Annotated in this window: 16 protein-coding genes; 8 read left to right on the plus strand and 8 right to left on the minus strand. The window is 46.0% G+C overall.

The annotated features are described in order from the left end of the window. Positions 1–10: 10 nt before the first annotated feature. The 3 genes from E0496_RS22160 to E0496_RS22170 all read right to left on the minus strand — a co-directional run bounded on the left by E0496_RS22160 (position 11) and on the right by E0496_RS22170 (position 3,138). Complete coding sequence (locus E0496_RS22160; protein WP_161601521.1) at positions 11–1,558, minus strand: GH35 family beta-galactosidase; 1,548 nt, start codon at positions 1,556–1,558, stop codon at positions 11–13. A 243-nt stretch (positions 1,559–1,801) separates the two neighbouring features. Further along, complete coding sequence (locus E0496_RS22165) at positions 1,802–2,407, minus strand: TetR/AcrR family transcriptional regulator (protein ID WP_206669837.1); 606 nt, start codon at positions 2,405–2,407, stop codon at positions 1,802–1,804. A gap of 131 nt (positions 2,408–2,538) precedes the next feature. Then, a complete protein-coding gene (locus E0496_RS22170) occupies positions 2,539–3,138 on the minus strand; it encodes a TetR/AcrR family transcriptional regulator (RefSeq protein WP_141503966.1) in 600 nt (199 codons plus the stop codon). Positions 3,139–3,465: 327 nt separating this feature from the next. On the opposite strand from E0496_RS22170, the gene E0496_RS22175 reads away from it, so the two are divergent. Together E0496_RS22175 and E0496_RS22180 are read left to right on the plus strand one after the other, a co-directional pair. Then, the gene (locus tag E0496_RS22175) at positions 3,466–4,233 is read left to right on the plus strand and encodes an SDR family NAD(P)-dependent oxidoreductase (RefSeq protein WP_141503967.1); all 768 of its coding nucleotides are present in this window, start codon (positions 3,466–3,468) and stop codon (positions 4,231–4,233) included. Between the two features lie 51 nt (positions 4,234–4,284). Further along, the gene (locus E0496_RS22180; protein ID WP_141503968.1) at positions 4,285–5,037 is read left to right on the plus strand and encodes an SDR family NAD(P)-dependent oxidoreductase; all 753 of its coding nucleotides are present in this window, start codon (positions 4,285–4,287) and stop codon (positions 5,035–5,037) included. Positions 5,038–5,137: 100 nt separating this feature from the next. On the opposite strand, the gene E0496_RS22185 is transcribed toward E0496_RS22180, so the two are convergent. Beyond that, positions 5,138–5,386, minus strand: coding sequence for an NAD(P)H-dependent oxidoreductase (locus tag E0496_RS22185; protein WP_241674930.1), 249 nt, complete (start codon positions 5,384–5,386; stop codon positions 5,138–5,140). Between the two features lie 183 nt (positions 5,387–5,569). Between E0496_RS22185 and E0496_RS22190 the strand changes: the two genes are divergently transcribed. From E0496_RS22190 to E0496_RS22205, 4 genes are all read left to right on the plus strand, one after another. Further along, positions 5,570–6,367 (plus strand): ABC transporter permease, encoded by a 798-nt coding sequence (locus E0496_RS22190; RefSeq protein ID WP_141503970.1) that lies wholly within the window; start codon positions 5,570–5,572, stop codon positions 6,365–6,367. 10 nt (positions 6,368–6,377) lie between these two features. Then, positions 6,378–7,196: an ABC transporter permease gene (locus E0496_RS22195; protein ID WP_141503971.1), complete on the plus strand. Its 819-nt coding sequence runs from the start codon at positions 6,378–6,380 to the stop codon at positions 7,194–7,196. Between the two features lie 21 nt (positions 7,197–7,217). Further along, positions 7,218–8,198: an ABC transporter ATP-binding protein gene (locus E0496_RS22200; RefSeq protein ID WP_141503972.1), complete on the plus strand. Its 981-nt coding sequence runs from the start codon at positions 7,218–7,220 to the stop codon at positions 8,196–8,198. A 71-nt stretch (positions 8,199–8,269) separates the two neighbouring features. Beyond that, complete coding sequence (locus E0496_RS22205; RefSeq protein WP_141503973.1) at positions 8,270–9,115, plus strand: Cof-type HAD-IIB family hydrolase; 846 nt, start codon at positions 8,270–8,272, stop codon at positions 9,113–9,115. A gap of 115 nt (positions 9,116–9,230) precedes the next feature. On the opposite strand, the gene E0496_RS22210 is transcribed toward E0496_RS22205, so the two are convergent. Further along, positions 9,231–10,859: a family 10 glycosylhydrolase gene (locus E0496_RS22210; protein WP_141503974.1), complete on the minus strand. Its 1,629-nt coding sequence runs from the start codon at positions 10,857–10,859 to the stop codon at positions 9,231–9,233. 260 nt (positions 10,860–11,119) lie between these two features. On the opposite strand from E0496_RS22210, the gene E0496_RS22215 reads away from it, so the two are divergent. Further along, positions 11,120–11,884 (plus strand): MerR family transcriptional regulator, encoded by a 765-nt coding sequence (locus E0496_RS22215; RefSeq protein ID WP_141503975.1) that lies wholly within the window; start codon positions 11,120–11,122, stop codon positions 11,882–11,884. A 61-nt stretch (positions 11,885–11,945) separates the two neighbouring features. Here the strand turns inward: E0496_RS22215 and E0496_RS22220 are convergent, their stop codons facing one another. Beyond that, positions 11,946–12,461 carry a DUF2569 domain-containing protein gene (locus E0496_RS22220; RefSeq protein WP_141503976.1) on the minus strand — a complete coding sequence of 172 codons (516 nt, stop codon included), beginning with the start codon at positions 12,459–12,461 and terminating at the stop codon, positions 11,946–11,948. A gap of 236 nt (positions 12,462–12,697) precedes the next feature. Between E0496_RS22220 and E0496_RS22225 the strand changes: the two genes are divergently transcribed. Beyond that, on the plus strand, positions 12,698–13,108 hold the full coding sequence (locus E0496_RS22225) for a hypothetical protein (RefSeq protein ID WP_141503977.1): 411 nt from the start codon (positions 12,698–12,700) through the stop codon (positions 13,106–13,108). A 24-nt stretch (positions 13,109–13,132) separates the two neighbouring features. Here the strand turns inward: E0496_RS22225 and E0496_RS22230 are convergent, their stop codons facing one another. Beyond that, entirely contained in the window at positions 13,133–14,062 is a 930-nt protein-coding gene (locus E0496_RS22230; protein ID WP_141503978.1) for a methyl-accepting chemotaxis protein, read from the minus strand. 233 nt (positions 14,063–14,295) lie between these two features. Beyond that, positions 14,296–14,518 (minus strand): hypothetical protein (locus E0496_RS36250; RefSeq protein WP_206669836.1); only part of this gene is annotated, 223 nt, incomplete at its 5' end.

The raw sequence follows: 14,518 nt of genomic DNA on the forward strand, positions 1-14,518 counted from the left end.
TCCTCCTTTCTTACTCATATTGATAAGCTTCAATAAATAAAGCTGAGGCTCGTCTCTTCACTCCAATTCGATAAGCTGACTCATCGCCATTCAGCACGCGGCCTCTGATCCATTGATCATTTTCAAAAATGCCCTCTTCAATACGAATATAGCCAACTTTTGCCTGCCCGCCGCATTTTGGCAAAACCTCAACCGCAAACCCGATGCCAGCTACTATAAACTCGTCCTCCGATAGCTCGATGACCAGCCCTCCCGAAACCGGCTTCCCTTGGACTAACGAATTGTAACTGAGCTTAAGATCATACTTGCTGAAGCTGAGCACGCAACCGGTATTCTGGTATTGCAGAAAACCTTTCATCCGTCCTGTACCGCGATGTTTCTGAATAATCCCCAGCATGCTGCCCAGAAGCTTATAACTCTCAGCCAAGTAGGGGCCAGTTCCGTTCAAATGGAATGCCGACATGTCGATATTAAGAGCTGACAATACATTGGGATCAAAAATTGTATCTTGGCTTGGGTCCACAGGAGCGAGGAAAGCTTCTATGCCAAACGGCGCAAAGCAAAGCGCGTCATGCTGGCCGATGGCATAAAAAACATTGGTTGCTGATACGACATCCCTTCTCGCTTCAGGAATAAACAGCGGGTTTCCGTCTGCTGCATACTCTGCGCATACCTCCGCAAAATTCGGCAAATAAATATCTGGCGCATACAAACATAAGGTCGGGGCCGCAGCCTTCCAAATCTTCATCACCTTGGCGATCGGTCCACCGCTTGGATAGGTGCCTGCGCGCCATGGATGCTGCTCTAGCCAAGCATTTACGAACATAGGCAAAGGGTAGACCTTTGCGCCGGCGCTGGCAATCCGCTCTAACGCCGAGGCATAGGAATACGCCATAAAATACTCACCGGCATCTGGACCGAACAAATCAGCCCAAGTCCCGCTTTTCCCAGTGCTTTCAGCGATTTTAGCGGGTACCGTCTTCACAAACTGTTCATTCGCCAAGTCGGAGTAGTCCCTGTCGCTATTCAGAAACCCGATCTCATTTTCAATCTGTATCATAATAACCGTGTGCTGCTCGCCGTCCATTTCTCTCAAAAATCCCATCAAGTTTTGAAAGGCGATCGAATCTGCGGTTACCGCCGCTTCACAAAGGGGCGATATGGTATCTGAAGGCAGCTGCCCTGCATAACAAGCTCTAAAATACGTACGGTAATCCCGTTTCATCCAGCCTGGAACGTACGTGGATCTTCCATTCTTCCACAAGCCGAACCAGAGAAGCACCAAGCGCACCCCTTCTGATCTTGCTTGCTTGATGATACCCTCTACTAGCGTAAAATCAAATTCGCCCTGCACAGGCTCGATCAGCTCCCAAAAAACAGGAATAATCACCGTATTTAAATGCAGTCCTCTCAAGTGAGGCCAAACTTGTTGTTCCATGTATTCCAAATTCGATGAGCTGGAATTATGAATTTCTCCGCCCAACGCTATAAAAGGCTTCTCGTCCACCATTAAGGTGTGAACGCCATTTTCTTTCTTTAAATACGGGATCTGTGTCATTTTCTGGCCTCCTGTGGATTCCTCCATCTACCATCCGCTTCTAACAACTCCAACGGAGTGGACTTATTCTTCATATTAAAGGCTGTGTCCGCCTCAGACTGCCCCTCATCCGACTCCCGGCTGTTGCTTTACCGACTTCTTTACGGACTTGAAGCCTTTTAACCTTAAATTTGCAACAGCAACGCAAAAAAGCCCTGCTAATGGGCTGCATCAGCAGAGCTTTAATTCCTTTATTTCAATTGATTACGCGAGTCCAATTAATATCAACTGCCATACCAGGTTGAATTCGTGCTCCACCTTCTCCGAGCTCCACTCGCTCGCATGTGCAGGATGATGGAAACGTGAAGTGGCAATAAATATTGCTCTTGCAGTCTCAGCTGGATCTCCGGCATTGAATTCCTTCGTCTTCATGCCTTGATCAACGATCTGGCTAATCTGCTGTACCAAAAGCTCAACATGGACAGCAATCATATCTACCGCGTCTAAAGTAACCGCTGCATACATCGCAAACATTTCCGAATCATCAACGGCATAGCCGCGTTTGCTATGCATGAGCGTCGTCAGCCATACATACAACCGATCAGCGGAGCTGCCTTCCGTTTGGTTCACGATAGCGGTCAGTGGCTCGGCTATACTGCGATGCAACCACCGTTCAGTTACCGCTTCCCGCAAGGAAGCCTTGCTCGCAAAATGACGATACAGCGTCCCGTGACTGACTTGCAGAGCTTTAGCTACATCCACCACGGAGGTTTTATCTGGACCGTAACGCCTAAGCACCTGTTCGGCAGCATCCAAAATATTTTCTTTGCTTAATGGAAGATCATTGGCCATATAGGGTAGCAGAGCCATCAAGAATGAAAGGCTTCATCTGATCGCCCAATGCTCTCCCTCCTCTCAACATGATGCTCTTACTATATCAAACGAAGTTCCAAGTGACAATATCATGATTTTGTTACATGTTCAGAGAAACTGCTGATCCATTAGCTATTCCTTGTAAAAGCAATGTAGTCAATACGGTTATTTACTTGCAGCATTAACTGCTCAGCCATATAAGCCGCTGAATATTTAAAATTCGTATCCGCCCAATACATGATGACACCTACTGTAGCTGACATGCGATAGCTTAACATAATCTCATAATCGACTGGAGGATCGTTTTTCTCCATCTCGATATGCATATCCGTTCTCATCGACTGCCGCAACACATCACATAACGCAAGGCCTAGTCCTTTGTCAACTGACAGAAGAGCCACAAATTCATCTTTCTGCTTCTCGATATGCTCGCACAACAGTAATGTTGATGGGTATATTTTTGTCGCATCCACCCTCTCCATCCCCTCGTAAGGGTCCAAGAGCGCTTCGGCAATTCCGCGCAAAAAATCATCATGTATTTCACGGAACAGCTCTTCTTTCCCTGCAAAATGATTATAAAAGGTGCCGCGATTGTAATCAGCACGACTTGTAATATCGATGATGGTAACAGCTTCATAGCCCATCTCCAAAATCAATGCTACGAATGCTGCCTTAATGGCCTGACGGGTTCGCCTTATACGTCTGTCTGTCTGAGCTTCCATCGTCATCAGCCTATTCCTCCGTTTGTTAGGGTCGCTTATATTATAACGCAGCTGCCCCCCGATAGAAATCTTGCTTAAGCTGCTCACATATTTTTCGTTCCGGAGAGCATTCTACATAACGAATACAAGTACGTCTTCTACATAATTGCGACAAATGAAACGAATATGTTCAATTTTGAATCGATTTATAACATACTTCGGTATTCTGTTGGATACATGACATTCAAAGCTCCGCTGATTATTGTCATGTCAATGAAATGAGCAGTATCCTAGAAATAGAGCATCACCTTTTTTTATTTTCCACATTCCACGCGAAAAGGAAGCGAATATACAATGAGTCAATCACAAGTCAAAACAGCCGTCATTACAGGAGCCGCCGGAGGTATTGGCAAGGAGCTGGCCCGTCGTCTGGCCGAGCGAAAGCTTAATTTGGTGCTTGTTGATTTAAACTTGGAAGCCTTGCAAAAAGTGAAGGAAGAGCTTGCTCTAAATGAGGATAACACCCTTCTCGTTGCAGCAGACGTGTCGAAGGAAGAAGATGTCCAGAACTACGTCAACCAAGCGGTTGAGAAATTTGGCACCATCGATTATTTCGCCAATAATGCCGGCATCGAAGGCCCATCGGGTCTGGTCGAGGAGCAAAGCGTCAAGGCGCTGGATCTCGTCTATAACGTAAACGTGCGCGGTGTCTTCCTCGGGCTTCATTATGTTATTCCTGTGATGAAAAAACAAAAATCCGGTGCGATTTTAAATACCTCTTCACTAGCCGGCCTAATGGGAGCACCGGGCATGTCCCCTTATATTATGTCCAAACATGCCGTAATCGGGCTTACTCGCGTGACTGCCAACGAGCTGGCGCCATTTGGCATTCGAGTAAATGCCGTTTTGCCGGGCACCATCAACACGCGCATGATGCGCCAAATTGAAGAAAACTTCGGCAGCCCTGAAGATTTCAAAGCTGCTAATGAAGCTGCTACACCTATGGGGCGCTACGGGGAGCCGCAAGAGGTCGCAGCCGTCATGAATTTCCTGCTCTCCGATGAGGCTTCCTTCGTTACGGCCTCCCTCTACACGGTGGACGGCGGCATGATCGGACAGTAATCATTTGCATCATAAGCTATATAGTTGACCATACGAATGGAGTGAATACAAATGAAATTACAAAATAAAGTGATTATCGTTACAGGGGCAGGCAGCGGCATTGGACGCGCAACCTCCCTGAAGCTGGCTGCCGAAGGCGCGATCGTCGTCTCTTCGGACTATAATGAAGCAACTGCCAAAGAAACAGCTGAGCTTATCAAGCAAGCAGGCGGACAAGCCTCTTATGTTCGCGCCGATGTATCCAGTGAATCGGATGTTCAACATATGATTGATCAAGCGGTTGACACCCATGGCACGCTTGATGGACTATTCAACAATGCAGGCGTAGGCGATATTCGTTCCTTCGAGGAGCATACCCCTGATTATTTTAACCATGTGATTTCGGTTGATCAGTTCGGCGTGTACCTTGGCATTTATTATGGCTCCAAGAAGATGAAAGAGCTGGGTGTGAAAGGAACCATCATCAACACGGCCTCTATCTTCGGCTATATGGCAGCCAAAGGAAGCTTCGCTTACCAAGCGGCCAAAGCAGCTGTCATTATGATGACAAAGTCAGCCGCGCTAGAGCTTGCTGATGACGGTATCCGCGTAACCGCAGTAGCTCCCGGCTTCATTGATACACCAATCATTAAGGACGGTGACGATTTCAAAACCTTCCTTGCCGAGCAGCATTTGAGCAAAAAATTGATTCAACCTGAGCAAATTGCCGATGTCGTTGCTTTTCTGTTCTCTGAAGAGGCTTCAGCCATCAATGGACAAACAATTCCGGTTGAGGATGGCTTCCTGATCTTTAAGCGTTCTTAATCGTATTATATGCCAAAAGGTTGGACCCACTTATCATGAAGGGGTTCAACCTTTTTTCGTTATGCCTGCATGGTGCTCTTATGCAAAAATTAAGCATTGCTTAGGTCAGACGCAGCGCCTGATCAAGGCCGCTAGCCGCGTATTCCTCATTGGATTTGCCTTGCGTATGGATAATGACTGCTTTTTTCCCTTGTAACAATCCCATCTGTTCCCCATTAACGTACTTGTAAGCAAAACCATAGGTAAAGACGCGTTCAATATCCTCAGAGATGCACCCAAGGATGATTACATCCTCTCTTATCGTCTGGGCTTGCATTTGCAGCAGCATCTCATTTTGATAGTCATCCATAATTTTGACGTAAACTTCAACCAATTCCATCCCAAGCTGATCTGGGCCTACTTCAATCGCAGCTGATACGATACAAATTACACATTAATTCTCCATATGGAAAATATTTTCTTATTGTAACTTTCATTACGCTCTCTTATACTGATAAATATTTACAAATGAAATAGATTCAGGGGGTCGTCTATGCTTCAGGCTTATTGGTATATGACTAAAATGAGACTGTTAACCAGCCTCGCTTACCGTTTTGAAGTGTTTGCTTCCGTCGGGACCAATCTCATTCTAATGCTGGCATCGGTTTTCTTATGGAAGGCTGCTTATGGCGGGGGAACGCAGCAAATTAATGCGCTTAGTCTTCAAGATTTAACTACCTATACCGTTCTCTCTATTATGCTGGCATCTGTTTTTGTTTGCGGAGTGCAGGATACGATCTATTACAAAATTAGAGAAGGGCAAATCGTCACTGATTTTTATCGGCCTATTCCTCTGCTCGCCTGTTACTTAGCTGATGATCTGGGCGGCATGCTCAGCGCTATGATTAACAAGGTTATTCCCTTATTTGTCTTCGCTGCTCTCTTCTTTGGAGTTCCTTGGCCTGCATCGTTAGCTGGTTTTCTATTATTTATCCCAAGCTGCCTCTTAAGCTATGCTATCCTCTGGCTGCTTAGCGCTCTTATCGGACTCATCGCCTTTTGGGTCATGGAACTTGGCAACATGGGGATGGTGAAAGACAGTATCGTTCGCGTATTGTCCGGAAGTATCGTGCCGCTCTGGTTCTTTCCAGAAAGCGTACAGACCGTATCGAAATTCCTTCCTTTCCAGTACACCTATCAGACACCGCTTGGCATTTACATAGGAAACATAGGCATACAGGATGCTCTTGCGGCTATGGGAGTTCAATTCATTTGGGTAGCCTTATTATTTATTCTGCTAGCTGCATGCTGGAAACGGACCAAATCCAAAACACTAATCCAAGGAGGCTGATCATACAAAGATGGGATCGTCCATACGGCACTACTTTTCTGTCGCAGCCTGCTTTGCTCGCTTAGCGATCCAACGCCAGCTGGAATATCCGTTATTTTTGTTCAGCTGGCTTCTCATGATTCCGATCCAATACTTCTCCGGTATCTGGATGCTCAAAATCATTGTGGACCGCTTCCAACCGTTGAACGGATGGGACTTTCCAGAGCTTACCTTTCTATACGGACTGGGTCTAATCAGCCATGGTATCTTTGTCGTCTTTTTCATTAATACCTGGCATATCGACCGGATGGTCATCGAGGGAGCCTTTGACCGTCTGCTGCTTCGCCCCATGAACGTTTTCTTCCAACTAGTAGCCAGCTATATCAACTTTATTGGCTTGATTGACTGCATTCCAGGCATCATCATTTTCATTTATGGCTGCCAGCTGGTCGGCTTCGAGTGGACGTTACTTAACATTATTAAGCTCCTGCTCGTCTTGCTTGGGGGCGTGATGATACGCGCCGCGCTATTTATCAGCTTGGGTACGATTGCGTTCTGGACCAAGCGGAATGCTTCCATGGTCGGGTTCACGCTTTCCATGCTAGAGAGAGGAACCATGTATCCTATTAGCATTTATCCTTACGCCATACAAGTATTATTCACATTCATCCTGCCGATCGGGTTCATTAGCTTCTATCCCGCAGCCGAGTTTTTAAACAAAAGCAGCGAGGCGTTCCAACTGCCGCTTAGCTTCGCGCTTGCGACTCCCGTTATCGGCTTCGCCTGCTTCTTCTTGTCACAATGGATTTTCCGGTTTGGTATGAAAAGCTACGAGAGTGCAGGCTCATAAATAAGCGAGGTGCTGGCAACGATGGAAGCTGTAATTGAGGTCAATGACCTAGTAAAGGAATATATCATCACCAAAAAAGAAAGCGGATTGCGGGGCGCGCTCAAAGGGCTGCTGTTCCCCGAGAAAAAAACGGTCCGCGGCGTAGACGGCATCACCTTCTCGATTGCGCAAGGTGAAATTGTCGGTTATATCGGCCCAAATGGCGCTGGAAAAAGCACAACGATTAAAATGCTTACTGGCATTTTGCATCCGACCTCCGGCTCGATCAAGGTATGCGGCATTTCTCCCCAAGCCGACCGCAAATCGGTTGTTCGCAAACTCGGCGTCGTCTTCGGACAGCGGACCCAGCTCTATTGGGATTTGCGGCTAGGCGAATCCTTTGAGCTGCTGCGCAGGATTTATCAAATCGACAAAGAAACCTACGAGGACAACTTGTCCATTCTGACAGATGTCCTTAAGCTTCAAGAATTTATCCATACACCCGTGCGTCAGCTATCGCTTGGACAGCGCATGCGGGGGGATATTGCCGCGGCCATGCTGCACTCGCCATCGATTCTTTTCCTCGACGAGCCGACAATTGGTCTTGATGCCGATGCGAAGCATGCCATTCGCCTGTTCATTAAGGAAATTAATCAAAAACGAGGAGTCACAGTTATTTTGACAACGCATGATCTGGATGATGTAGAGCAGCTCTGCAGCCGGCTAGTTGTGGTGAATCATGGAAAGGTCGTCGAGGATGGCCCGATGGTATCCCTTATCCATAAGCTTGCGCCGCATCGGCTGCTTGTTGTAGAGCTGCAGCATCCATTCAGCGATTTAACCCATCCATTGGCAGAAATCATTAAACAAGACGGGCTAAAAATTTGGTATAAGTTCGAAAAAGATCGCATTTCTGCCGCCCAGCTTATTTCCGAACTGTCGCAGAAGCTGCCGATTCAAGATTTAAGCGTTAAAGAGCCCAATATCGAAGATGCCATTCGAGAGGTCTACAAAACAACTTAATCTGTATTTTCATAATTAAAACTCTATTATCACAATTAAAACTCTATCTCAATCTCGGAGGCGAATCATGCATGCAAAACCATTTTCTGACCGATTTGGACGGAACGCTGCTTCGCTCAGATGCAACCTTATCCGAGAATTCAGTACAGGTGATTACGAATGCGTTAGAGAAAGGCATCGTCATCAGTTATGCGACAGCCAGAAGCTATACCAGCTCCAATAAAATCGTTTCGGTCATTCCTTGGAAACATCCTATTGTCTTGTATAATGGTGCGGTTATCTATGATCCCTTGACGAATAAGGTTATCGGCGGCAGCTGGCTGGATATGGACTCGGCAAACCAAATTATAAGTATTGGAAAAAGTCGCAATCTAATCCCTTTTTTATTCGCTCTGGATGAGATGGATAAGGAACGGGTTTTGCATGAAGCGCTCACCCGGCATGGAGATTTGCAATTTTTTGAAAGCCGCCCAAACGATCCTCGCTTTCGCGAGGTCGCTTGCTTGAAATGCCCGGAACAACTCCGAACACTGATTATTACGTATATTGGGAGGCTTGAAGAGCTAGAGCCCTTGCGTGATGAGGTGGCGGAGCAATTCGGGAATCATGTCCATGTCCATCTGATGAAAGATAATTATATTGAGGACCACTATTTTCTGGAGTTTAGCCATCAGCTTGCCAACAAGAAGGAAGGGCTTAAGCAATGGGCAGAGCTCACCGGCTGCAAGCCTGCAGATGTGACAGTATTTGGAGATAATTTGAATGACATGGGCATGTTTGAAACAGCCGGTACCAAGGTCGCCGTGGCCAATGCCCATACCCAATTGCTCCAGCATGCCAGTCTGGTTATAGAGAGCAATGACGGCGATGGCGTTGCCCGTTACATTGCCCGAACGTTTGAACTGCAAGCTCTATAAGCGATATTGCTGGTTTATATGGTTTAGTTAAGAGTCCGCTTCCCCATTCTAAATCGCAAAAAAACGCTCTTGCATACCCAGAAATGCTTGGGTAACAAGAACGTTTTTTTGCTTGCTATTTCGAATAATAAGTCCGCAGTGCATCCTTGATGCCTAATGTATTTTTTCGCAAATCCTTGGCACTAAAGAAAACATCGCCTTTCACTTCTTGATATTTTTTATTATATTCGAGCTGGTTAATAAGCTCCTTGGAGCTATCCCAGCCTGCTTCCTTTGTTCCCAGCTTGTAGGGGGAATGGCCGATATAAAGATCAACTCCGGTCCCCTTCACCTCTTGTGCCCACCAATCAACCAACTTGTCATAGCGGGCTGCCGTGAAGGACAGGCTCCAATAAATTTGCGGTGTCACGTAATCAATCCAACCGTTTTGAATCCATGTCCGTACATCCGCATACATATTGTCATAAGCCGTTACGCCCGCTTTCGTATCTGAACCCGTGGGGTCGACCGACTTGTTCCGCCAAACCCCAAATGGGCTGATCCCGTATTCCGCTTGCGGCTTTACTTTATGAATCGTCTCTCCGAGCTGGCGGACAAAGGTATTGATGTTGCTGCGCCGCCAATCGGCTTTCGTTTTTATGCTGCCAGCATTGTAACTCTTAAAGGCTTCATCGTCGGCAAAATCCACATTAGATGGGTAGAAGTAATCATCCAAATGCACGCCGTCAATGTCGTAGCCGTTCACGACTTCCATAATCGTGTCGATAATATGCTGGCGCGCCTGTGGAATACCTGGGTTAATGTACAGCTTGCCCCCGGCATTAACGATCCAATCCGGCTGCTGCTTCGCCACATGATTGGTGGCTAACTGGTCGATTTTGGTATCTACGCTTGCCCGAAATGGATTAAACCAAGCATGAAACTCCATCTTGCGTTTATGCGTCTCCTCAATCATAAAAGCAAGCGGGTCATACGTAGGCGCCAATCCTTGAACGCCTGATAAATATTTTGACCATGGCACTAATTTGGACGGGTACAGCGCATCGCTTGCAGGCCTTACCTGTACGAATACGGCGTTCATGCCCATAGCCTGAAGCTCATCCAGCAGGCTTATGTATTCGCCCATTTGCTTGACCGCATTTTGATAGGAAGATTGGGATGGCCAGTCTAGGTTATAAACGGTAGAAACCCAAGCCCCGCGCAGCTTCGTACCCTCTTCCGGTATCGGATCAGGATCAGGCTGCGGGGGCAGCGAAGGTTCAGGTGGCAGCGTTCCTCCGTCTGACGGATCAGTAACCACCTTGCTCGTAAGTGTAATCTTCTTGTCGATTTGATTCCAATCCACCGTCAAACCAAGCTGCTCACTGACGAACCGAAGCGGAACCATCGCCCGGCCAGCCTTAACCTCAACCGAAGCGTCCAGCCGGATGCTTGCGCCATTCACTTCGGCAGAGGTACTGCCGCTGTTCATAGAAATCGTTTTGCCGTCGCTGCCTTTAATCGTGACTAGCTGCCTAGGAGAATTCCAATCGACGCTTGCTCCGAGCTCCTCACTAATAATGCGCAGAGGTACCATCGTCACGTTGACCTTCGGAATAATATAAGGCGATACCTCGCTCTCAATCGTTTTTCCGTTCATGATGATTTGTATGGCTGTGGCCTGAGCCGCTTGGCTGACAGGTGCAGCAACCATTAAGCACATCGCTGTAAGCAGCAATACGATTGTCCATTTCCCTAATTTCATTTGCTTCAATTCCCCTATCTTCATGCGTTATCAAGTATTAACAGCTATCATCGCCCTATGTAAATAAAAGCATTTCAGGAAATTAGACGCTATGTGAAGCGCAATGGTTGCGTTACAAAACAAAACATTTCGGGAAATGAGAGATTTATAATCCATACTTTTATATGATCAAAGAATAACAAAATGCTTGCACCTCCAGTCACGTTAGGAGATATGATCAAATGGAAGCGAATGCGAACTTTTGAAGGCGGTGGGTAAAATTGAACCAGGATAAAGGATATTTAATCGGTGAATTTTCAAAAAAGACGGGGATTTCCATCCGGACTCTGCATTATTATGATGACATCGGATTGCTGACACCACAGAAGGCTCCTCACTCCGGCCATCGCATCTATGATCAACACGATATCCTTACGATTCAGAAAATTGTGAGCTTTAAGTTTCTTGGCTACAGCCTGGATGAAATTATAAAGCTGTTGAAAGAAACGAAATTTAACTCTGCGTTAAATGATACGCTGCAATTGCAAAAACAAGCCTTCGAAGAGAAACAGGCCTATATTAAAAGCTCATTAAAAACCATAAATAGAGTCATGACGACGATAGCAGAGGAAAAAGAAGTAGACAGCGATATCCTTCTCAGCCTCATTCACAGCATACAAACGGAGAACGAGCAGCGGCATTGGCTGGAGCAGTTTGTATCGGAGGAGGCCATTACGAAGCTTTATGATCGGGATGAGCAAGAGATGGAGAGCCTGGACAAACGATTTATACAGTTCTCCAAAGAAGTCAAACGGTTAACAGGAACGCCTGTCGAGCATCCCGAAGTTCAAAGGCTAATTGATGAGCATATGAAGCTGAATTTGGCATTTGTTGGAGAAGAAAACATTGCGGACTTTAGCGGCGTACTCGAAGCTGAAGAAGAGATATTGGCTAAAATGGAACAGATGCCTCCCTCCCCTTTCACTGCTGAGGAGGAGGAGTGGCTTCAGCAAGCAATGGCTTATTATATGCTTCACAGCAGCTAGCTCCCTTTGGTAAAAAACAGATCGACTTCCACCGCATGCTGCGGTGAAAAGTCGATCTGTTTTATTTGATGAACGTATTTTTCACCCGTACAGATCTGATGAAATAAGGAATCCAGATGAGACAAGTGAAGAGCGAACGAACAAGGTCTCTTATAGAGCTCCCATCTTCCATTTCTTGGGCTAGCGGAATTTGAGCGAGCAGCACGTAATCGACAACACCGATTAGTAGGCTTAGCCCGTAGAAAATAATCATGAATAGGGGCAGCGACGCTTTCTGCCGATAAAACTGAATCATAATAAAAGCGGTAAAAACCAGGAGAAAGACATTGTAGACCACTTCAAATACAATGACCGTTCCCCATAGGGGATCATATAACTCCGAATCTTTGGAAGTCAGAACATCCCATGTTCCTGTGCCTAGAGCAGGCAAGGAATACTGAAGCAATTGTACAATTTGCAGAAAGAATGTCATATACAAGCCTATCTGCACGAGAACCAGCCAGCCCCCAAAGCCGGAAATACTTGATGGAGAACCAGGCATAGCCTTTACCCGTTCTTGCGGTGTGTCCGTGTCCAACTCCAAATTCCTCCTCTTTCTAATACAGCCCCCCTGTACAATCAATACGATGAACCGACAGGAATTCCCTTCCTATATTTCCATATCCATAAACAAAGATCAACTATTTTTTGTCAGGAATTATTATTGGAATTACGATAATTCATGTTATGGTTAAAAGGTAATGCTTTCTATTTACCAAACCAGAAGTTGGTTATCCCTTAATCATGAGGAATTTTATGATAAGCAGGTGTTCTATGAAGTATTTCTTCAAAATGCAAGTAATTGCTGCGCCATCTGTTCTTTATACTCTTATTTTCTTCACTCTACTCACAGGCTCTTCCGTTCCGGACGCGATCCCCGTTTTCGGTTTATCCTTCTTTTTAATTATCCCTGCCATTCTTGCTTATTATTTCTCGGACGGGCGCTGGATCTCTCTGTTTTATAGCACGGTTCATTATGCTGTCAATATGATTATTGTTCTAGCTATTTTATTGCAAACCGAGTTTTTTACCAACACTTCAACTAATGCTTTGTTAATCATCTTATTCTCTCCGGTACCGGCGTTTCTCTTACTGCTTGGTTGCTTGGTGGGCATAGAAACTAGAAGCATGCACCAAGATCCAGACACAAAAAAGAGAGACCCAGACTCAGCCTCTCCAAAATAGCCGGAAAAGCCGCTGCTCCTCCCGTTATTGCATGGTTTCTCTTAGCTCTCTCGCCTGCGTGTCCAGTTGACGAGCCGCTTCACCAATGCCCGTGAATTCATCGACTGCATGTTTGATGCGCTGCTGGCTTTCCGATACGACAGCTTGCGAATTTTTTGTGCCTTTAACGATTTCTTGAACTTGGTTCACAATTCCCTCTACATAACCATTCACTTCCTTGGTCGCTTCCTGAACTTGTCCCGCCAGCTTGCGCACCTCGGTCGCTACCACATTGAATCCCCGTCCATGCTCTCCCGCATGCGCAGCTTCAATTGCCGCGTTCAGCGCCAAGAGATTCGTCTGGGAAGCCACATCACGAATGGTGCGTACAATGCCGCGGATTAAATCCGTCTGACGCTCAAGCGCTTCGAGTACCGCTATGTTCTCGCTGGCGCCTACCGCAACCTTCTCAATAGCCGTTTCTACCTCTTGGCTTTGGGATATGCCTTCCTTCGCACGATGAAGCAGCTCATCAGACATTTCCAATAATTCGCCAGTAATCTTTGAAGTTGTCTGTTCCCTTGTATTAATATCGGTAGCTATTTTTAAAACCGCCATCACCTGTCCCTCTTCATCCAAGATGGGCATGTACGTGGCCTCCAGCCAAATAGGGTTTCCTTGCTTCGTTATTCTTCTTATTTTGTCCTGGAAGGACTTCCCCTTTCGCAACCCATTCCAAAGCTGCATGTATTCCGCGCTGTCCACAAAATCCTGCGAACAAAACTGCTTGTGCAGCATGCCTATCATCTCCGCCGACCGATAACCCATTGCCTGTGCAAAATTTTCATTAACCCATAAAACCTTTCCTTGTTCATCAAATTCAATCATAGCGAGCGACTGCTCAACGGCCGTCAAGACAGACCCTTGTTCGAGCACTTGTGTTGTTCTGTATCGCAATTCACTTTGTCCGGTCATGTTGTGAATCTCCTTTATCAGTCATATTACGTGTAGGTGGATTTCACTACTCAAGTAGCATTGTACAAACCATGTACATAAACTGCAAGTTTTTTCTATATTAAGTCCATTTCCGGCTTAAACGCCTTCATAGAGCGGTTTTCTCATTCTTGTAACGGTGATGGCAACCACAGATTACCTATTCCTTAAAATGAAAAGGCAAGGTGCTTGAGGCACCTTGCCCATGAAGCTAATCAATTTAATAATGCAAATTCTTCTCTGTAGGAGCAAACCGTATTATGCAGCACCCGATCGGCGGAAAAAGGCTGTTTTTTGAGTAATAGGTCTATAAATGCAGCTAGAATAAAAAGTGGACACCTCATAAGAGAATGCAGATAATAAACAACAAAGAGGAAGAGGTGTCTAGTATGGGTGAGAGCAGGCAGCGGTTTAGTGATGAGTATAAAGAAAAGACAG

It is taken from the genome of Paenibacillus luteus (genome assembly GCF_006542765.1).
Lineage (GTDB): Bacteria > Bacillota > Bacilli > Paenibacillales > Paenibacillaceae > Pristimantibacillus > Pristimantibacillus luteus.